Source organism: Methylopila capsulata (genome assembly GCF_016907975.1).
Lineage (GTDB): Bacteria > Pseudomonadota > Alphaproteobacteria > Rhizobiales > Methylopilaceae > Methylopila > Methylopila capsulata.
In genome coordinates, this window is the sequence record NZ_JAFBCY010000002.1 from 443573 (window position 1) to 462418 (window position 18846).

At 65.4% G+C, this 18846-nt stretch carries 17 protein-coding genes; 3 read left to right on the top strand and 14 right to left on the bottom strand.

From position 1 onward, the window contains the following. Positions 1 to 164: 164 nt before the first annotated feature. The 6 genes from JOD31_RS07795 to JOD31_RS07820 all read right to left on the bottom strand — a co-directional run bounded on the left by JOD31_RS07795 (position 165) and on the right by JOD31_RS07820 (position 6552). Positions 165 to 1259, bottom strand: coding sequence for a hypothetical protein (locus tag JOD31_RS07795; protein ID WP_204949723.1), 1095 nt, complete (start codon positions 1257 to 1259; stop codon positions 165 to 167). Beyond that, positions 1259 to 1519 carry a hypothetical protein gene (locus JOD31_RS07800; protein WP_204949725.1) on the bottom strand — a complete coding sequence of 87 codons (261 nt, stop codon included), beginning with the start codon at positions 1517 to 1519 and terminating at the stop codon, positions 1259 to 1261. Before JOD31_RS07800 ends, JOD31_RS07795 begins: the two co-directional genes overlap by 1 nt. After that, complete coding sequence (locus tag JOD31_RS07805; RefSeq protein WP_246482391.1) at positions 1516 to 2844, bottom strand: phage portal protein; 1329 nt, start codon at positions 2842 to 2844, stop codon at positions 1516 to 1518. Before JOD31_RS07805 ends, JOD31_RS07800 begins: the two co-directional genes overlap by 4 nt. Positions 2845 to 2897: 53 nt before the next feature. Next, a complete protein-coding gene (locus tag JOD31_RS07810) occupies positions 2898 to 3527 on the bottom strand; it encodes a hypothetical protein (RefSeq protein ID WP_204949728.1) in 630 nt (209 codons plus the stop codon). A 187-nt stretch (positions 3528 to 3714) separates the two neighbouring features. Beyond that, a complete protein-coding gene (locus JOD31_RS07815; RefSeq protein WP_204949730.1) occupies positions 3715 to 4389 on the bottom strand; it encodes an Rcat domain-containing protein in 675 nt (224 codons plus the stop codon). Between the two features lie 390 nt (positions 4390 to 4779). Continuing rightward, positions 4780 to 6552, bottom strand: coding sequence for a phage terminase large subunit family protein (locus JOD31_RS07820; protein WP_204949732.1), 1773 nt, complete (start codon positions 6550 to 6552; stop codon positions 4780 to 4782). Between the two features lie 30 nt (positions 6553 to 6582). Here JOD31_RS07820 and JOD31_RS07825 point away from each other — a divergent pair, with 30 nt between their 5' ends. Further along, a complete protein-coding gene (locus tag JOD31_RS07825; RefSeq protein WP_204949734.1) occupies positions 6583 to 7098 on the top strand; it encodes a hypothetical protein in 516 nt (171 codons plus the stop codon). Here JOD31_RS07825 and JOD31_RS07830 read toward each other — a convergent pair. The 4 genes from JOD31_RS07830 to JOD31_RS07845 all read right to left on the bottom strand — a co-directional run bounded on the left by JOD31_RS07830 (position 7074) and on the right by JOD31_RS07845 (position 13025). Continuing rightward, positions 7074 to 7580, bottom strand: coding sequence for a DUF1441 family protein (locus JOD31_RS07830; protein ID WP_204949735.1), 507 nt, complete (start codon positions 7578 to 7580; stop codon positions 7074 to 7076). The genes JOD31_RS07825 and JOD31_RS07830 overlap by 25 nt on opposite strands. A 252-nt stretch (positions 7581 to 7832) precedes the next feature. After that, on the bottom strand, positions 7833 to 10127 hold the full coding sequence (locus JOD31_RS07835) for a phage/plasmid primase, P4 family (protein WP_204949738.1): 2295 nt from the start codon (positions 10125 to 10127) through the stop codon (positions 7833 to 7835). A gap of 424 nt (positions 10128 to 10551) precedes the next feature. Beyond that, positions 10552 to 11106, bottom strand: coding sequence for an SCO family protein (locus JOD31_RS07840; protein ID WP_204949740.1), 555 nt, complete (start codon positions 11104 to 11106; stop codon positions 10552 to 10554). Beyond that, positions 11103 to 13025 (bottom strand): RICIN domain-containing protein, encoded by a 1923-nt coding sequence (locus JOD31_RS07845; protein WP_204949741.1) that lies wholly within the window; start codon positions 13023 to 13025, stop codon positions 11103 to 11105. The genes JOD31_RS07840 and JOD31_RS07845 overlap by 4 nt, the downstream gene beginning before the upstream one ends. A 282-nt stretch (positions 13026 to 13307) precedes the next feature. On the opposite strand from JOD31_RS07845, the gene JOD31_RS07850 reads away from it, so the two are divergent. Continuing rightward, complete coding sequence (locus JOD31_RS07850) at positions 13308 to 13523, top strand: hypothetical protein (protein WP_204949743.1); 216 nt, start codon at positions 13308 to 13310, stop codon at positions 13521 to 13523. Positions 13524 to 13572: 49 nt separating this feature from the next. Here the strand turns inward: JOD31_RS07850 and JOD31_RS07855 are convergent, their stop codons facing one another. Together JOD31_RS07855 and JOD31_RS07860 are read right to left on the bottom strand one after the other, a co-directional pair. Further along, positions 13573 to 15030 carry an NAD-dependent succinate-semialdehyde dehydrogenase gene (locus JOD31_RS07855; protein WP_204949744.1) on the bottom strand — a complete coding sequence of 486 codons (1458 nt, stop codon included), beginning with the start codon at positions 15028 to 15030 and terminating at the stop codon, positions 13573 to 13575. Between the two features lie 126 nt (positions 15031 to 15156). Next, positions 15157 to 16428 (bottom strand): D-amino acid dehydrogenase, encoded by a 1272-nt coding sequence (locus JOD31_RS07860; RefSeq protein WP_204949746.1) that lies wholly within the window; start codon positions 16426 to 16428, stop codon positions 15157 to 15159. 187 nt (positions 16429 to 16615) lie between these two features. Between JOD31_RS07860 and JOD31_RS07865 the strand changes: the two genes are divergently transcribed. Further along, the gene (locus tag JOD31_RS07865; protein WP_204949748.1) at positions 16616 to 17131 is read left to right on the top strand and encodes a methylated-DNA--[protein]-cysteine S-methyltransferase; all 516 of its coding nucleotides are present in this window, start codon (positions 16616 to 16618) and stop codon (positions 17129 to 17131) included. 28 nt (positions 17132 to 17159) lie between these two features. Here JOD31_RS07865 and JOD31_RS07870 read toward each other — a convergent pair whose 3' ends face one another. After that, the gene (locus JOD31_RS07870; protein ID WP_204949749.1) at positions 17160 to 18176 is read right to left on the bottom strand and encodes a DUF808 domain-containing protein; all 1017 of its coding nucleotides are present in this window, start codon (positions 18174 to 18176) and stop codon (positions 17160 to 17162) included. A gap of 169 nt (positions 18177 to 18345) precedes the next feature. Beyond that, positions 18346 to 18675, bottom strand: a complete 330-nt coding sequence (locus tag JOD31_RS07875) for a hypothetical protein (protein WP_204949751.1) — start codon at positions 18673 to 18675, stop codon at positions 18346 to 18348. Positions 18676 to 18846 lie beyond the last annotated feature (171 nt).

Consider the following 18846-nt stretch of genomic DNA (forward strand, 5'->3'; position numbering starts at 1 on the left):
CCACTATCAGCGCTTTACGACAAGGTGTCGTAGGGTGTTCTATGGTCAGGTCCGGGTGCAAGAGAACGTCGCCCTCTCACGGCGAAAACAGGGGTTCGAGTCCCCTTGGGAGCGCCACCTTCAATTCATTCTCCTGATTTGTCCGAGCGTTACGCGGCGTTTTGTCAAACCGCGTCGGCGCGTTTGACAATCTTTGTTCCTGCTACGGTCTTGATCGCATTCATCGCGGCCGCTGCGAGCCCGCGCTTGTTCGCCTCTCGCACATACTTCTCAGCCTCAGCCAACGTGATGTGGCCGCTGATCGACATGATCTGACTGGCGGAACAGCCCGCGTTCGCGAGGGCGGCTTCCGCCCGCGTAGCGTCTTCCGGCGCCGCGCCGCCGTGGCGCATGTAGAGCCCGTCTTCGGCCGCCTGGGCGCGCGTCACAGTGTCTTCGTGCGGCGCTGCCGTGCGGATATGGCGGGGCCGGCGCTCCTGCATTGCGCGGAAGGCGGCCGACTCGGCTTCGGCGACGGTCGACTCTGCGTCGATCTGTTCATCCGCCCAGGTGATCGGCAGGCCGGCCGCTTTGGCGACGCTGCGGATTGCGGCGCGGGTTTCCGTCACGGTCGGCTCTTCGGCCTCCGGGCGCTCGATGGTGTCGGTCTCGTTCTCTTCCGCCATGGGTTTGCTCCTGATCTTGGCGTGAGGGTCCGCGCCGATCGCCACGATCGAGACTTCGCGGATAAGAGGGTGAATGGTGACGACGCGCTGGCCCTCGATGATCGCTTCGGCGCGGCTCGCGACGCCGTAGCCGATGCTCACGGCCCGGATGACGCCTTCGATGATCTTCGTGCGCTGGCTTGCGACGTCGTCGGCCTGGGACAGCCGGATCACGGCCACGATCGCGTCGCCCTCCCGGCGGGCTGACACGACGATGCCGACCACATGGCGGCTCGCGCTGTTCTGATGGCCGTCCAGGACCGGGATGCCCTCCAGGGCGTCCAGATCGACCCGAGTCAGGTTAAGGCGTTCGACGAACCGGCCGCGGGCGTCCAACCGCATCACGCCGGTCCCGCGGCTGATCTCGGCCTCGACGGTTCCGGCCTTCTCGTCATACGAAGCCGGCTTGATCGCCATGACGGCGCGCCGCGTAACCAGCTCTTCGGTCATGCCGTGCCGCACGGCGCCGGCTTGAACCTCGACGTCGTCTTTCGCGGGTCGCTCCCAGGTCGGGAGCTTCCGGCGGCGCTCGTGCCTGCCCCGAAGGTCGACCATCACGCCGACCCCGCAGCGTTCTGGCGATCGTCCGCGAACCGCACGACCTCGCCGTTGACCTCGAAATCGAAGTACAGCCGGCCGTTGCCGGCCGCGTCGAACATGAAGGCGAGAAACTCGTCGAGCGGCACGGTCTGAAGCCACTCGCCCATGCGCTTCCGGAATTTCCGAGGCCCGCCCCTGAAATACTTGTCGGCGCTCGCGATGAAGGCCTTGCGGACGGCGTCTTCGCCGATCTCGTCGATCGTCACCACTCTCACGGCGTGGACTCCTTCTGATCACTCTGGGCGGGCTTGTCCGCCTGGGCGGCCGGCTGGACGCCGAAGACGAGCCCGAGCGATTCCTCTCGCTTCCGATCGGCTGCGATGTCCGCGTCCAGTTCTTCGACAGCCCAGCCCCGCGCGGCGACCTTCTGGCGGCGCGACGCGAGACCCGCGTTGATCTCCGAGACGTCGGCCTCGACGTCCTTCTGAGGGTCGACCTGGAGGGGCTTTGGCATGATCCAGTCGACGCGCGCGCCGACGTTGCCGCCGAAGAGCTGGACGCGCTCCCAGGTCGGCCGAAGCAACTGCGGAACGAGGACGCCGTACTGGACCTGCTCGACGCGAGCGCGGAACGGGATCAGCCCGGCGCGGAGGCTCGAATAGTTCGCTCCCGTCAGATCGCCGTCCAGGAGATGCGAGGGGACGCCCAGGCCAGCCGCGAGTCCGCGGAGCGAGTGCTTCACGAATTCAGCGGTCTGCTGAGCCTGCTGCGGGCTGTTGAATTTGACGTCGAAGCCGGTCGGGAGACGCTTCAGCGTTCCGGGCTCCAGGCCGGTTTCTAGGATGCCGCCGGTCTCGGTTCCGTCGAACGGCTCCCCTGCCCCGTTCTGATCGACCAGGAAGCCCGCATGCATCGCGGCGATCTTCGCCCCGACCAGAAGCGCGTCCGTGAGCTGATCCAGCTCGCTCGCGGGCAGGATGATGGGAGCAAGCCAGCTCACGCCACGGACTTGGCCGGGAGCGATCGGGGCCATGATGTGCAGGACGTCGGCCGCGTCGATCCGCACGGGCGGCGCGTAGCTCTCGAAAGCCTGCGTCGGATTGTTCGGGAGGACGTGATAGGCGACGCGGCGGCCCGAGGCGTCCAATTCGACCCCCTGGACGATGTACCAGCCGCCGCCCAGGTCGCGCGTCAGCCCCTCGTCGACATGCTCCGCGGGGATCACCTGCGGCTTGAGCCCGTCTTCGTCGGCCCGCAGGATCACGAAGGACTCGCCGTCTTCGACGAGCGCCCGCGCGATGACGGCATGCAGGCCGAAGAAGTCCGTCCGGCCGTCCGCGTCGCCGTCCAGCGCCCAGGCGTCGAAGGCCGCGACGGCTTCGGCGTTCGTGCTCGTCGGCCGGATGCCGCTCCCGACGAGCGCGGCCGTCCAGTTGGCGACGGCGTTGCCGATCCACTGATTGTTGCGCGCCAAATACCGAGCCCGGCCGCGGACGGTCGCCGCGGCGCCGCTGACTTCGGGATTGATCGGCCCGAACGTGCCGAAGCCCGCGACGCGCCGCCCGCCTGCCGCGCCGTCGAAGCGACGGACGTGCGTCAACGGCGGCGCCGGCCGGATCAATTCAGCAAGTGCTTGGCGAGCGCGCGCGAACATCAGTCGCCGTCCGGGAGCAAGACGAACGGGCGCACCAACGCGCTTGCGGGAAGCACGACGCGCGCGATGGTGAGCCGCGGCGCATAGCGAGCCATGCGCTCACCGCCTTCGTCGATCGCCCAGGCCTCGACGCCGTCCGCATCGGGGCCGCTCAAGCTCTGGAGATCGCCTTCGCCATATCCGTGCTTGCCGTCCCGTTCGAAGCGCCCAACAACAAAGCGCTCGCCAGTCTCGACATCGCGACGGACGTACAAGGCGAAGTCGAGATCGGACTGACCTTCCTCAACCGCGTGGATCAGCGCGTCGAGCCCGACAGGCGGCCACGTTCCATTCAAGGCGGGAAATCCGAGGCCGTCGCCGATCGCGCGATCGAGCCAATGCTCTGCTTCAGCGAGCGTTTTGGCGTCGAAACCCGCTTCCAAAAGAGCGAGAAGGATGATCGCTCGAACGACTTCGCGGAGATCGAAGAGAGCTGTCTTACGGCCGCCTTGGATGGCCGCCACCGCAATGCGCTTCTGAGCGTGAAGGTCTCGGACGCGTCGATGCAGGACCGCCAGCGCGGCGCCGGTGACGCCCCAAGCTTCCGCGACTTGCTCGGTGATGTCGGTGATGGAGTGCAGTTGGGGCATGCCTGGACCTCCGGGTTGCCCCAAAGATCACAGACCTGACATTGTCCGTCAAATCTATTTGACGACAAATGTCAGATTATTGAAAAGGCCTTGCCCTCGATTGGCTCTCCAGAGCGTCGCCAGCCTGTTCTTCGGCGGGCTGGGAAGGGCCGCCCCGTCACTCGTAAGTCCGCGGGGCGGCCCTAAGTTAATCAAGCTCAATCTCAACTTTAGACAGTAACCATCGCAGTGGAAATTGATGCTCATGCCCACATTCAGAGCACTTCGCAACCTCGTTGATAAAAAATCGAGCTGATTCGGCCTTCTTTAATTTAAATTTACATTTGCATCTCGGGCACTCAAGAAATTCCTTCATTGATTCGTTGACGAAAGACACCATCTCGGATTTGCCGTTGAGAAATAAACCCGAATAAGCACCCAGGTTCGTAATCATCAATGAGCTAATGTAATTCTGATCCATTTCTGCCATTTCGGAATAGAGACTTATTTGCACGTAACATGCATACATCATCAGCAATGAAAGATTATTGTACATAAATTCATAAACATAGTTATCCATTGGATCCTTGAATACGAAGTTTATATTCATGTCCTCAGTTAAAATATGCTTATTTGTTGTGACAAGATGAGTTGCCTTGTCAAAGATAGGCGCAAATCCGCTTTCATTTGCTCGGTCGTATATAAGTTTATATATCATATCTGCATTTATGAAATTGATATGCTTTGATTTTGCAATTGACTTAGCAAATATTTCCTTCTTCTTTTCCGGAGATAAACGATCTGGTGCAATATTATTGGCAGCATCAGCTCTAAAATTATCGAAGAATTCTTTTTCATCGGCCCTAATCCAGGCCATGAGCATGAGATTTTCTTTAAATGGTTTTCGTAGAAGATTTAATGCTACGGTAAATTTTCGCTTCTCAAGCGCTTTAAGTCCTTCGTACAAAAAATGAAGCAAATCAGAGACAAGGGCAAGGTTGAGCTGGTTACAGATAGTCTGAGCGCCAAATCATTTCTATTGGTTTTGTCAAAATAATCAAATATACTTATTCCAGACTCAATTAGTTCGGCATCCTCCTGATTGTCTACGTTGAATGAAATAACTTCAGCATTGATCTCTACGGCATCCTTCAGAATTGTTGCCATCACATCATGCAAATAAAAGCAAAACTCATGCTCTGCATGAAACTTTGCGGGTATGTTTATTAAGCGCTTTTTTGGGATTAGGTCTAAGGATCGCATGAGGGTCCTGTCAGCGTTCTAGCCATGCAGATCGAATAATCGCGGGCCGCTTTTCTGGCGCGCGCGAGCTTGAAACTTCGCGTTCCCGGCGCTCCAGGTCGACCCCGACCAACGCCCGAACGGCGATGCCATAGATCGTCGCGTCCAGGCACTCCGCGCGCCGCCCAGGGATGCGCTCCCAGAGGCGCACGGGCGCGCCGCGGACATAGCGGACCATCAGCCGCTCGCTCGCCAGCTCTTCGTAATAGCGGGGCTCCAGGCGGTTGCTGAAGCGCATGGACCGACCGCGGCTCAGTCGGGTCGCGAGGCCGCTCTTAAGGCCGTCTACGCCCACGATGAAGAGCTTGGCGCCCTTTGTGGCGCTCGCCTTGATCCCCGGCCGGTTGCCCTGGGCGCCCTTGATCGCCACGACGCGCCTCGCGAGCCGTCCGCGGCAAAAGCCCAGGACCCGATCCATGGTTTCGCCGTCAGAGGCGTCGATCGCCGCCGCGTCGACCCGCAGCACGCCGCCGCAGGGATGCGGCCACACGGTCCTCAGCGCATCGTCCAGCTCGCTCCAGACGTCATCGCCGGCCGGGTCCCCCCAGATGACGGAATTGGCCAGCACGAAGATTTCGTCCCGGCTCCAGCCCAGGAAGACAAGCTCCAGACGGTCGCGCTGGACGTCCACGCCGCAGGTCACGACCAAGACCTCGGGCGGGATGGCGTCGGGGAGCCCGAATGGCTCGGCTCGGGCCGCGAGAGCCGCTTCGTCGATCTCTTCGGCCGCCTCGCGCCAGCCCTGCGCAAGGATCGTATTCACGAAGGTCTGGAGCTGATCGGGATGGCGCTTCGCGGCGACGAATTCGGCCGCGAGCTTGCCCCATGAGGCGTTCGCCAGCGTCGAGACGAGCGCGTTGAGGCGGAAGCCGGCATGGCCTTCGACTTGCGGCGCGGTCGCGCGCCACCCGCCGGCCTCGACCATCTCCGCCTTGAAGCGCTCTTCGACGAGCGCCTCGCAATGGGGGCAGCGGAACGCGGCCGTCTCGGGCCGATCCGGCTCCCATTCGATCATCGCCCAGAGGATTTCCGTCAGCGCCCCGCAGTCGGGGCACGGTACCTCGTAAATCCGCATGTCCGACCGCGCGTAAGCCCGCAAGACGTTGCTGGTCTCTTCGATTGTCGGCGTCGAGCCCAGGATAATCTTTCGGTTCGCGAAGCTGAGCGTGCGCCGCTCCGCGAGCGTGATCGGGGAGCCCTCGATACCAGGCTCCATGGCATCGACTTCGTCCATCAACAGGACGCGGACGTTGTGCCGCCGCAGGTTCCTCGGGCTCTTCGCCGCCACGATCTTAAGAGAGCCGCCGGCGAAGCGGCGGGACAGGAGCGTGTTGCGGCCTGTCTCGTCGGCTTCGGCCGACAGCATGCCCCGCAAGGCCGGCGTGGCGTCAAAGATCGGCTCCAGGTCGCTCACGACGTAATCGCGGCAGTCCGCTTCAGTCGGGAGAAGCGCGAGGATCGGGCTCGGCTCGTTGGCGACGTAGCTGGCGAGCGCGCCCGTGAGCAGCGTCGTAAACCCGACACGGACGGGCTTCACGAGCGTGACGCGCTCCAGTTCGGGGTCCGAGATCGCATCGGCGATGTCGCGTTGGTACGGCCAGAGAGAGACGCGACCCGGCAGCGCCGACACGCCTTCGGGAAGCCGCATCTCACGCTCAATCCATTCACTCAGCCGAAGTCGAGGCGGAGGGCGCAAAGCCTCCATAGCGTTTTTTCGAATCGCAGCTAAGGTGTCCACTCTCATCACTTCAATCTCAAAGTGCAGGGCTTCGCCGTGGAAGGCTTCATCTACTTTGCCCTAGGTTTGATATTTTCGGTTCCAGCGGGGCTTCTAGTTTACAGATTAGGCCCAAAATTAGATCGCTATATACAAAGTCGAGACCTTTCTAAAAATAACAAATTAATTAAGTCCCGCAAGAAAGAGATTGAGTCGCGATGGCAAGCGGCCAACAAGCTAAATCAATTGAGCATTGAGCGCCGAGTTATTGTGATGATGTCGTATTACTTCACGTCGCTCTTTTTAATAGCTCTATCCGCTGCATTTTTCGCGGTCGTCGCCGTTCTTAATCAGTATTTTCCTATATCGATAGACGCATTCTTGCGACCAAGCTCGGCGGGAGGATTCTCGCTTATTGCTGCCGGCACCCTTTTTATTGGCGCTTTTGCATTGTTTTTGGGTTTTGCCACAGCCGTAAAGTCAACGAGCATGGCAAGAGACTATATATCGTTCGACAACATTACTGCCGAACGAGATAAACTTATTGCTCAAGACTTGGAATCTGTCAGTTGATTTAGGGCGTCGTGGACTTCTCTGCCCAGTGTCGAGATGTCATGCGCAGACAGGTGCCCGAGCCGCTGATGCACGCGCGTCGGCAGCGCCAGCATAGCGGCGCGGACGTCGCGAAGGATCGCGGTCCACTCCCGTTCGACCTCAGCCGCCGGTAGCAGCTCGCGTCGCGCCAGTGCGTTGGCCGTTTCGATCTTTTCCGCCTGGGCGACCGCGGCGCGCGTCTTCGCGTCGACATAGCCCGGATTATGCATCGCCCGGCCGGACGCCTTGGCCCGCAGGTCGGCGCAATAGGCGCGGACGGCCGCCCGCTCGTCGAAGCGGCTTCGGCCAATTCGCGGGATCACGCCTTCGACCGCGAGCTGAGAGACCCGCGCGGCCGTGATCCCGAGCAAGTCGGCAAGCCGGTCGGACGTGATCGTGTCGTCGGGCGGCGCCACGCCCAAAATGCGATCGATGTCGGGATCGGAGGGTCGTGTTTTCATTTGCACGCCCCGTAAAGTGAGGCTTGTCCGTTTTTCATTTCAAAGAATGACGAGTCGCGGCTCAGCGAGACCCGCGAGGCAGCGCCAGGGGGAAGGACCCGCTCGGTCAACCCGTGATTCATGGATGCTAGGCGTGTGGGACAGGCGGGACAGGCTTTCCGCATCCCCCTCTGTATGTGTGTGCGCGCACGTGTGTAGGCCGTCATAGGGTAGACCTGTCCCACCTGTCCCAGATCATTGGATATCAATGACTTAGCGGTCACGGCCTGTCCCATAGTGATTGTCATCACGTAAGCGCAAGCCCTTGTAGCCGCGGCCTCTGGACCGTCCGACCTTGCTTGCCGCCGTGAACCCGCGTTGGGAAAGCGTCTCGGGAAAGGTCGCCGTCTTACTTCCCGGCTCGACTCCCTCGTCGTGCGCGTACCGAGCCCACGAGTCCCAGAGAACTGCCGTCGTTTCAGCGAAGCCGCGATCGATCTCGCAACAGTCTTCGAGCCAACGGCCGAACACGTCTTGCGCGGCGAAATACTCGTCGGTCGCTTTGTCGACGATCGCCGGACGTACGAGCCCATGGTGCTGCCAGTCGAGACATCCGCGGATCAGCCAAGCCAGGATGCCGGGCCACTCCGCCTTCAGCTTGTCCTTCAGCGCGGCGTCTTTTCGCGCCGGTGGATGGTCGAACGGGATGACGAGCAAGCGGCGCGTCATGGCCGTGTCGACATCCTTCAACGTCGGCCGGTTGTTCCCGACAACGGAAAGTTTGAATTCCGGCACGAAGGTGAATTCGTCCTGCCGCATAAAGCGGGCCTTCAGCGTGTCGCCGCCCGTCCACTGCTTGATACGGTTTTCAGCCCACTGCTGGCCCTTCTCGGTCTCGCTGGCCCAGACCATTCGCGCGCCACGAAGGGCGGCGATCTCGGTCGGGTGCCGGTCAAACTTCGTCGCCTTGAAAGCCTCGGTCGCGATGGTCGTGGCGTAGTCGCCCATCAGCTTGCCGATCGTCTCGACGGTCGTGCTCTTTCCCGACCCGCCCGGCCCGTAGACGAAAACGAGCTTCTCTTCGCGCGTGTCGCCGGTGAGGCAGTAGCCGCCCCACTGCTGGATCAGGCGGATCGCGTCGGCGTCGCCGTCTAGGGCCTCGTTGAGGAATCCCAGCCAGAGCGGGCAATCCCGCTCCGGATCGAAGACGTCGAGCGGGATCGGCGCCGCGGCCGTCGAGCGGCTGATCATGTCTTCCGAGAGGCCCGGCCGCAGCTTGCCCGTCTGTAGGTCCACGACGCCCCCAGGCGTCCCAAGCAACAAGGGATCGCGGTTCCAGTCGCCCGACGTAGCTTTGAATTCCCGCACGCTGCGGGCGCCGCGTTCGACGGCTTCCCAGCTCGACACCTTGTTGAGGGCCTTCACCTTGGCGTCGCGTTTCGCCAGCTCCGTCGAGAGATTGCGAGCATAGGCGAGCGCGAGTTTGGTCCGCTCTTCGCGCCATAGCCCGTTGACGAACACGAACCAGCGGCCGGCGTCGTGGTCAAACTTCAGCTCTCCCGCGTGGCGATCCGTGAAGGCGTTAATGACGCCGTTCTCGTCGAGCGCGTAGGCGCCGAGCGGCTTCAAATTGAGGATCGCCGGGTCCGTGATGTCCGGCATCAACGCGAGCATGCGGGCTAGCTCTGACGCTCGCGCTGGGTCTTCCCAGCCGTGCTTTTTGGCGCGGAAGACGATCGTTCGTCCGGTCACGACGTTGCCGGAATAGCGTCCGAAGGAGTCCCAGCGGCGATCCAGGTCGCCAGGCTCGTATTTTCCCGAGCGCTCCGACCAGCGGTGGAACAATTCCAGGGCTTCGGGCGCGTCGTCGCCCTGATGATGGATCGCCATCCCCGTGGCGAGCCAGTCTTCGAACGAAGCGTCATCGTTCGGGATATGCATGACGGCCGCTTCAAAGTCCGACCACTCCAGGTCCGCTTTCGAGCCGTCGCTCACACGGGGATGATCAAACTCGTCGCCGCCTGCCAGTTCGTCGGCTTCGTCCAGCGAACGCCCATCAATTTGGGCCGTCCAGATTTTGCCGACGTGGCCGAAGTAAAAGCTCTGAGAGAGCCCCTTCGCGCCTTTGTCGAGCCCACCGCGGAACAGACGGTTCGCCATGCTCCACAACGCGGCGTGCTCCGCGGGACTGCGGCGGCTGGAGAGGGGAAAGATCGCACGCCAGCAATTCCCCTTCTCGGGCGTGCCGTGCGACGGCGTCGTGGCGATCAAGACCGCCACGTCCGCATCTTCACAGAGATCAGCCGCGCGGTCGGGCGTGATCACCACGCCGCCAGCTTTGTTCTCGTCGTAGTCGACGACGAGCGCGTCCAGACCTTCCACGTTGGCGTTATGACGAAGGATACCTTTTGAGCTTCGTCGATCGCCGAAGACGGCCCCCGTGAACAGCGCCAGGTCTATCTTGGATTTCGCCTTGGTCGCCTTCAACTCACGCCGAAGCTCGCTGAGCGTCCGCCTGCGCTCTTGCCTGCTCATCGGTTCGAGGCCAGGGAAGAACGTGAAGGTCATCTCCCGCGCACGCCGCTTAGCTCCGTAGAGCAGACGGTCGACAGAAGGTGCCCCGTTTGTTGAATTATGAGGGTTTTCGGAATAGCTTTCTGACATCTTCGGGCGTCCTTCCCGAGGGTGATCGCGCGGGGTGGTAGCCGCGCGGCGAACGTCGATCGCGGCCGTCCCGAGGGGGCACTCGGGACGGCCGTTTTCGCTTCTAGGAAGAGCTGATGGTGTTTGACGCTCGCGCTGGAACGCCGTGCAAAACAATGCTCGCGTTTCGAGCCGTTTGACAGCCTAAACGCTTGAGCTTTCTAAGGGTCTCTGGTCCCCTTGGGAGCGCCACGTTCGCAAAACCTACCACAGCATCCGCATCTTAGCGCGAAGTGCCGCGCCTGGTTCTCCAGGTGTGACAGCGTTCTTCCGCGCCCCGTCTTCGCCCTCAGCCTCCTTCGATCGCGCGGCGCAGGCGGGCGGCGATGGCTTCGGGTGGGTCGTTCGGGGCGATGCGGTCGACCACGAGGCCGTTCCCGTCGATCACGAACAGGCCGGCGCTGTGCTCCATGGTGTAGCCGCCGTCCGGCAGCGCCGCCTTGCGGGCGGCTGCGCCGAAGGCCTGCACCGCGACGGCGACCTCGGCCGGGGAGCCGGTCAGGCCGACGATCCTCGGGTCGAAGGACGCGAGGAAGGGCTTGAGCGCGGCCGCGCCGTCGCGCTCCGGATCGATGTCGATGAAGAACGCCCGGAGGCCCTCGCCCGGGCGACCGAGCAGCCTCAAGGCGAGCGTGAGGTCGTTGAGGGTCGTCGGACAGATGTCGGGGCACCGCATGAAGCCGAACACGACGACATAGGGCGCCCCGTCGAGCTCAAGAGGATCGAAACGGCCGCCGTCGGTCCGGTCGAGCGCGAACGGGCCGACCTGCGTCACAGCCGCGGCGGGACCGCCCAGAGAGGCGAGCGCGATCGCAGCCGCGGCCAGGAGACGCCGGCCCCTCATTGGATCCTCACGATCTTCGCCACGCTCGGCACGCCGGCGGCGGTCATGGCGAACAGCATCCAATCCCCCTTCACGAGCGCGCTCGTCTGCGGCAACCGGATCTGGTGGGTCAGGCCGTCGGTCGACGTGGAGTCAACGGCCAGCCGGCGCTGGTCGTTGTTCACCGAGTGCGTGACCGCGCCGAGCCGCACGATCGCGAAGGTGCGAACGGGTACGTTGGTCTTCACGGTGAAGGCGCCTGTCGGCGAGGCCGTGGCCGGAGCGCTCTGGATCGTCGGGCGCGACGCCCGCGCGCCGCTGGCGGTCAGCAGATAGGGCGGCGTCAGGATCTCGGCGTCCGGATGGTTCGCCGGGCAGTTCGTTCCGCACAATCCGCCCCCGCCGACGAACACGCGTCCGTCGAGCATGAGCACCGCGACGCTGTGGTAGTTGCGCGGCACGGTCATCACGGCGAGCCGCGTGAAGGAACCGTCTTCCGGGGTCCACAGCTCCGGGATCATGGCCGACTTATTGTCTGTGAAGGGAACAGGCACGTTCTGGCCGCCGACCACGACGACCTGTCCGTTGGGCAGGGGGACCGCATTCGCGAAGGCGCGGGGAAACTGCATCGGCTTCTGCTTGGTGACCGACGCGGGAGCGCCGGGCCCGCGGCTGAAGTCGATGACGTAGGCGGCGTCCGAGGCCTGCACGTTCTCATAGGCCGGCGCGCCGCCGAGCTTGAGCAGCTTGTCGCTGGCGTACATCACGACGTTGCCGTTCTGCGCATAGACGTCGTCGCCGCGGGCGCCGGCCGAGGCGATCGCTCCATCGCCGCGCACGTCGATCCAGTGCATCTCCGCGCTCGGCCCCGCCTTGAGGACGTGGTCGTTGCTCCAGGCGAACAGCCACATGTGATTGTCGGAGCGGTAAAGGCCCTTGGGGTCGTTACCGGCCAGATCGTCGCCGTTCACCTTCGGCAGTTTGCGCCAGCCCCGGGCCGCGTTCCACACCTCGCCGGTCTTGTTGCCGGTGCCGCCGCTCCATGAGCCGCCGACGGTGAAGACGTCGCCGTTCGGAAGAACGGTGTCGCCCTGGTAGCCACGGGGGACGTTCATGGCGTCGCCCGTCGTCCAGGTGTTGGCCTCCGGATCGTAGATGCTGGTCTTGGCGCTGCTCGATCCGCCGTTGACGAGTATCCGCCCGTCCGTCAGCACGGCCGTGCCCGGGCAGAACATATCGTGGGCGGTGTTCGAGATCATCATGGACGACGACGTTCCCGTCTGCGGATCGAAGATCGTCGTGAAGGTCTTTCCGCGGTCTCCGCCAAAACTGAACTTGTCGTAGGCCGACCACAGCAGGATCTTGCCATTTCGCAGGGTGGACGCGGCGGCCGGCACCAGCGGGAGCGAAATGCGGTTGGACCAGATCGACACATTAAGCTTCGGTGACAGGGTCCATTTCTGACTGTTCTTCTGTCCGTTGCAGGAGGCGCGCGTCACGGAGGCGGCGCCGTCGATCGAGCCGCCCGTGACGTCGAGGCACTCCCCGGACGCGACCGACACGATCTCGGCCCAGGCGCCGCTGGCGCGCAGGGTCCAGGACTGGCTGGTCTCGCCATTGCACGGGACCTGCGTGACGGCCGGACCGTCGACTGTCCGCGCCGCGAGGCACATGCCGCTCGCCGCATTGACGATCCTGTAAGCTGAGCCGACCGCATTGAAGCGCCACTGCTGGAGGCTCATGTCGCGACATGTGTTTTGCGCCGTAGCGGCGCCGACGCCAGCGTTGGCGGCGGCGATCTGGACGCACATGCCGCTGTTGCGGTTGATGACCAGCGCCGAGCCCCCCGGCGGATTCAGCGGCGCCTGAGCGTAGGCCGGCGACGTCGCCGCAGCGAGCGCCGCAGCGACGACGCAGCTCGAGACAAATGTTCGTGTCATGGGTTTCCGCCGGCTGGGGGGTATGGGCATGCAGCCTTCCACCTGGCGCGACGGGCGGCAATATAAACTATAGAATCGTTCGCATCTTTGATGTCCCGATGTGGGACATAAGGACTATGTATTTGACATAGAACCTGAAAACCTCCTTGGTCGTCGGGTTTTGGGCGTGCGTGACGCGCGTTCCCATCGCTCCTCCGCGTCGATATAAGCAAGCGACAAAGTGTCTCGCCCTTCGCCGTCTCAGGCGTCGGAAGCGGGCCACGCGCATGGGAGAACGACGCCATGGAAGTGCGCAGCGCGCTGGAAGCCGTGTGCTCCAACCCGATGACCTGGCCGAAGCCGCAGCGGCTGGCGTTTCTGATCGGTCTGCCGGTCACCCTGCCGCTTTGGCTGGTCGCCGCAGCCCTCAGCCTCTTGGCCCTTGTCGTCACCACCGTGTTCGTCACGGCGACGAGCTTCGTCCAGGAGGCCTGGGCCGACATTCGCGGCGGCGACTGACGAAACGCGCTTCGACGCCGGAGGTGTTACGCCGGCTAACGGCCCTGCGTCACAGCCCGCCGATGCTGAGGTATTTCATGTCGAGATAGTCGTCCAAGCCGTAGTGCGAGCCTTCTCGCCCCATGCCGCTTTCCTTCACGCCGCCGAAGGGCGCGACCTCTGTGGTGATGACGCCGTCATTGACGCCCACCATGCCGTACTTCAAGGCGCCGGAGACCCGGAAGGCCCGGGCGAGGTCGCGGGTGTAGACGTAGGCCGCGAGCCCGTACTCGGTCGCGTTGGCGGCGGAGACGGCCTCGGCCTCCGTGTCGAACGGGATCAGCACCGCGAGCGGGCCGAAGGTCTCGTCGCGCGCCACCGTCATGCCGGCGTGGCCGCCCGCGATCACGGTCGGCTCGTAGAACGTTCCGCCGAGCGCATGGCGGCGGCCGCCCGTGAGCAGCCGGCCGCCCTTCTCCAGCGCATCCGCCACATGGGCCTCCACCTTGGCGAGCGCGGCCTCGTTGATCAGCGGGCCCTGCAGCGCGCCCTCGGTGAAGCCGGAGCCAACGACGAGGCTCTTGGCCCGCGCCGCCAGCCGCTCGGCGAAGGCGTCGTGGATCGAGGCCTCCACGTAGAAGCGATTGGTGCAGACGCAGGTCTGGCCGCTGTTGCGGTACTTGGCGGCGACGGCGCCCTCCACCGCCTTGTCGAGGTCGGCGTCGGCGAACACCAGGAACGGCGCGTTGCCGCCGAGCTCCATGGAGACGCGCTTGACGCCCTTCGCGGCCTGCTCGCTCAAGAGCTTTCCGACGCGGGTCGAGCCGGTGAATGTGATCTTGCGCACGTCGGGATGGTCCGTGAGGGCCTTCCCGATCGCCGGCGCGTCGCCGGTGACGAGGTTGACCACGCCGGCGGGGATCCCGGCGCGTTCGGCGAGCACGCCCCAGGCGAGGCCGCTGTAGGGCGTGAATTCGGAGGGCTTCGCCACCACCGTGCAGCCGGCGGCAAGCGCCGCGCCGAGCTTGCGGGCGAGCATCGAGAACGGGAAGTTCCACGGCGTGATCGCCCCGACGACGCCCACAGGCTCCCGCGTCACGAACAGCTTGCGGTCGGCCCAGGGCGACGGGATGACGTCGCCGCGCACGCGCCGCGCCTCCTCCGCGAACCACTGGACGTAGGCCGCGCCGATCATGATCTCGCCCTTCGCCTCGGCGAGCGGCTTGCCCTGCTCCAGCGTCAGCATGGCGGCGAGGGCGTCGGCGTTGGCGCGGATGTCGGCCGCGAGCGCCTGCAGCAGCGCGGCGCGGTCGGCCGCCGTGCGCGCGGCCCAGGCGGGAAAGGCGCGCTGGGCGGCCTCTATCGCCCGCGTGGTCTCAGGCCCCCCGGCGTGGGGAGAGGTCCCGATCTCCTCGCCGGTCGCCGGGTCGTGCACGGGCAGCGTCGCGCCGCTGTCGGCCGGGGTCCAGGCGCCGTCGATCAGGAGGGCTTCGCGGAAGAAGGGGCTGGTGCGGATCTGGTCGCGCATGGTGTGCGTCCTTGCGTCGGAGTTTTTGGTGTCGGCGTTCCCGCCCGATCAGGCACGCCTCGGCAAGCGAGGAACCTGTCGCGGTGCGGCGCGTCCGCCAAGGGGCGGACGTCAGGGGGGCGGACGTCAGGCGGGAATGGCCTGCAGGTAACGGCTCGCGGCGAGGTCGTCGCTGGCGATCTCCGGCGTACGGCCGGAGATCAGGTCCGCAAGCACGCGGCCGGAGCCGCAGGCCATGGTCCAGCCGAGCGTGCCGTGGCCGGTGTTGGTGAAGAGGTTACCGAGCCGCGTGGCGCCGACGATCGGCGTCCCGTCCGGCGTCATGGGCCGCAGCCCGGTCCAGAAGCTCGCGGCGGTCAGGTCGCCGCCGGTCGGGAACAGGTCGCTCACCGAGCGCGCCAGCGTCGCGCGCCGCGGAGCGCGCAGCGCGCCGCTGAAGCCTGCGAGCTCCGCCGTGCCGCCGACGCGGATGCGGTCGCCGAGCCGGGTGATCGCGACCTTGAAGGTCTCGTCCATCACGGTCGACTGCGGGGCGCCGTCCGGGTTGGTCACCGGCAGCGTCAGCGAGTATCCCTTCACGGGATAGACCGGCAGGGCGATGCGATGCGGGCGCAGCAGCGCCGGGGTGTAGCTGCCAAGCGCCGCCACGTAGGCGTCCGCGCGCAGGACCTCGCCGGAGGCGGTCCGGACGCCGGTGACCCGGCTCCCATCCGCCTCGACGCCCGCGATCGCCACGCCATAGCGGAAGCTTACGCCGAGGCCCTCGCAGATCGCGGCCAGGCGCTGGGTGAACAGGTGCGCGTCGCCGGTCTCGTCGCCCGGCAGCCGCAGGCCGCCGACGAAGATCCCCGCGACATGCGCGAGCGCCGGCTCCGCCGCGACGCAGCCTGCGGGATCGAGCACCTCGTAGGGCACGCCGTAGACGTCGAGCACGCGGGTGTCGTCGCGGACATGGTCGAGCTGCTTCTGCGTGCGGAACAGCTGCAGCGTGCCCTGCTCCCGGTGGTCGTAGACGATCCCGGTTTCGGCCCGCAGCGCGCGCAGGGCGTCGCGGCTGTACTCGGCGATCCGGACCATGCGGCCCTTGTTGCGCTCGTAGGCGGCCTCGGTGCAGTTCGCGAGCATGCGGGCGAGCCAGCCGTAGAGCTCGGGCGACAGCTGCGGCCTGACCACCAGCGGCCGGTGGCGCATCATCAGCCACTTCAGCGCCTTCACCGGAATGCCCGGCGCGGCCCAGGGCGAGGAATAGCCGGGCGACACCTGCCCGGCGTTGGCGAAGCTGGTCTCGAGGCCGGCGCCGGGCTGGCGGTCGACCACCGTCACCGCATGCCCGGCCCTCGCCAGGTAATAGGCCGTCGTCACGCCCACGACGCCGCCGCCGAGCACCAGAACCCGCATGAACGCCCCCTTGCCGTCGAGACGCCGTCGGCGGCCCGCCGAGACCTTCATAGCCCAAGAAGCCCAGCGGCGTCCGCCGGATTGCGGTCGCGCAGGACAGATCGGACGTGAGCGCAGAGCCGCTGGACCTCGGGGCCGATTCGCGGCGAACCTCAAGCGACGTCGACGCGGTCGGGGAGCCGAGCCCATGGATTACGCGCGCAGGGAGACGCCGTCGCCGGTCGGACGCCTCACGCTGGTCGCAAGCGGCCGCGGGCTGGCGGCGGTGCTGTGGGAGAACGACGATCCCGGCCGGGTGCGGCTCGGGCCTGCGGCGGAGGGCGACGCGGAGGCGACGCTCGACCGGGCGGAGGCGCAGCTCGTCGAGTACTTCCAGGGCGAACGGCGGACCTTCGACCTCCGCCTCGACATGCAGGGCACGCCGTTCCAGACGGCGGTGTGGCGGGCGCTGCTCGCGATCCCGTTCGGCGAGACCCGCAGCTACGGAGCGCTCGCGGCTGCGATCGGCTGCCCCGGCGCGTCCCGGGCGGTCGGCGCCGCGAACGGGCGCAATCCGCTCTCGATCGTCGCGCCGTGCCATCGGGTGGTGGGGTCGACCGGCAAGCTCACCGGGTTCGCCGGCGGGCTCGCCGCCAAGGCCTACCTGTTGGCGCTCGAGCGGGGCCCCGCCGCCCAGAGCGAACTGTTCGCCCCGGCGGCGTGACGCCCTCGCGCAGAGTCCCCGCCGACCGTCAGACGCTTTTGGTCGTCGTCGCCGTCGGCGCGGGTTTGGCCTTCGCCGGCATGACGGCGCGCGCGATCGGCGCCAGGACGTAGCTCACAAGCGGCACCAAAGCCGCGCCGACGATCAGCCCGACGACGCCCGCGCCGGCGGCCGCCACGATCCAGTGAACGGCGCCGGCCGCAAACGGCAGGGCGTGCGCCGCAGCCTCGGCCACGCCTTCGATCCCGTGGGCGAGCGCCGGCAGCAGGCCTTCGAGCCCGTGCACGATGATGCCGCCGCCGACCCAGACCATGGCGGCTGTGCCGACCACGGCGAGCACCTTGAGAAGCACCGGCATGCCGAGGACGAGACCGCGACCGAAGGCCTGACGCGCGCCCGCGAGGGCCGACGTGTCGGGCGTCTTCGCCATCGCGACGCCGACGTCGTCCGCCTTCACGATCAAGGCGACGACGCCATAGACCGCGGCCGTGATCGCGAGGCCGACCGCGGCGAGCACTGCGGCTTTCATCCACACGCTGTCATCGGCCGGAATGCCCGAGAGCGTGATCGCCATGATCTCGGCGGAGAGGATGAAATCCGTCTTGATCGCGCCGGCGATCTTGGTCTCTTCGAGCCCGGCCGCGGCGGCCTGGTCCTTGGGAGCCTCTTCCGCGGCATGATCGCCGTGGTGGAACAGGGCCTCCACGATCTTCTCGACGCCCTCATAGCAGAGGTAGGCGCCGCCCAGCATCAGCAACGGCATGATCAGCCAGGGCGCGAAGGCGCTGAGCAGGAGGCAGGCGGGCAGCAGGATCAGCAGCTTGTTACGGATCGATCCGAGGGCGATCCGCCACACGATCGGCAGTTCGCGATCGGGCTTGAACCCTACGACGTAGCGTGGCGTCACCGCGGCGTCGTCGATCACGACGCCAGCCGCCTTGGCGCCGGCCTTGGCGGTCTGCGCCGCGATGTCGTCGAGCGACGCCGCCGCCACCTTGGCGATGGCCGCGACATCATCCAGCAACGCGATCAAACCGACGCTCATCGACCCTCCAGAACCATTTCCGTCGCGCCCTCAAGAGACGCAGCACCGATATGTGGGCGGCGCTCCGCCAAAGTCACGCGCTGCGGCCCTGCGACACAGCAACGGCCGCCCGGCGGGACCGGGCGGCCGTCTCGAATCCAAGTCTCGAATCCAAGCCTGAGGGCGACGCTTACTTCGGCTGCTGGCCGGGCGTCGCGCCCACGGTGCCGGGGGAGTGCTTGGACGGATCGGCGCCCGTCGCGCCCGGACGCTTCTCGCCGCCCTGGGCCGCGGTGTCCTTGCCCTCCTGCTGGCGCTGCACGTCCTGCGGGCTGGTGGCCACGCCGCCGGTCGTGTTGTTCATCGCCCCGGTGGTGCCGGGCGAGGTCGTCTTCGCGGGATCGTTCGGGGCCGACGTCGAACCCTTGTCCATGGTCGAGGGCGTCGTCGGCTTGTCCTGCGCCTGCGCAGCTCCGAGAGCGAGAGCGCTGAACGCGGCGGCGAGAATGAGATGTCGCATGGGTTTCCCTATCGAGTTTGTTATTCGATGTTCGAATGACAACTCGTCGGGACCGGAGATGTTCCCTTATGTGACGTGAACTTTTGACTTCACGCGTCCGTTACTTCGCGCGCCAGCGACGGAAACGCAGGCGTCGGCCTCGACCGCCACTCGGTCCGAAACGCGCGCTCA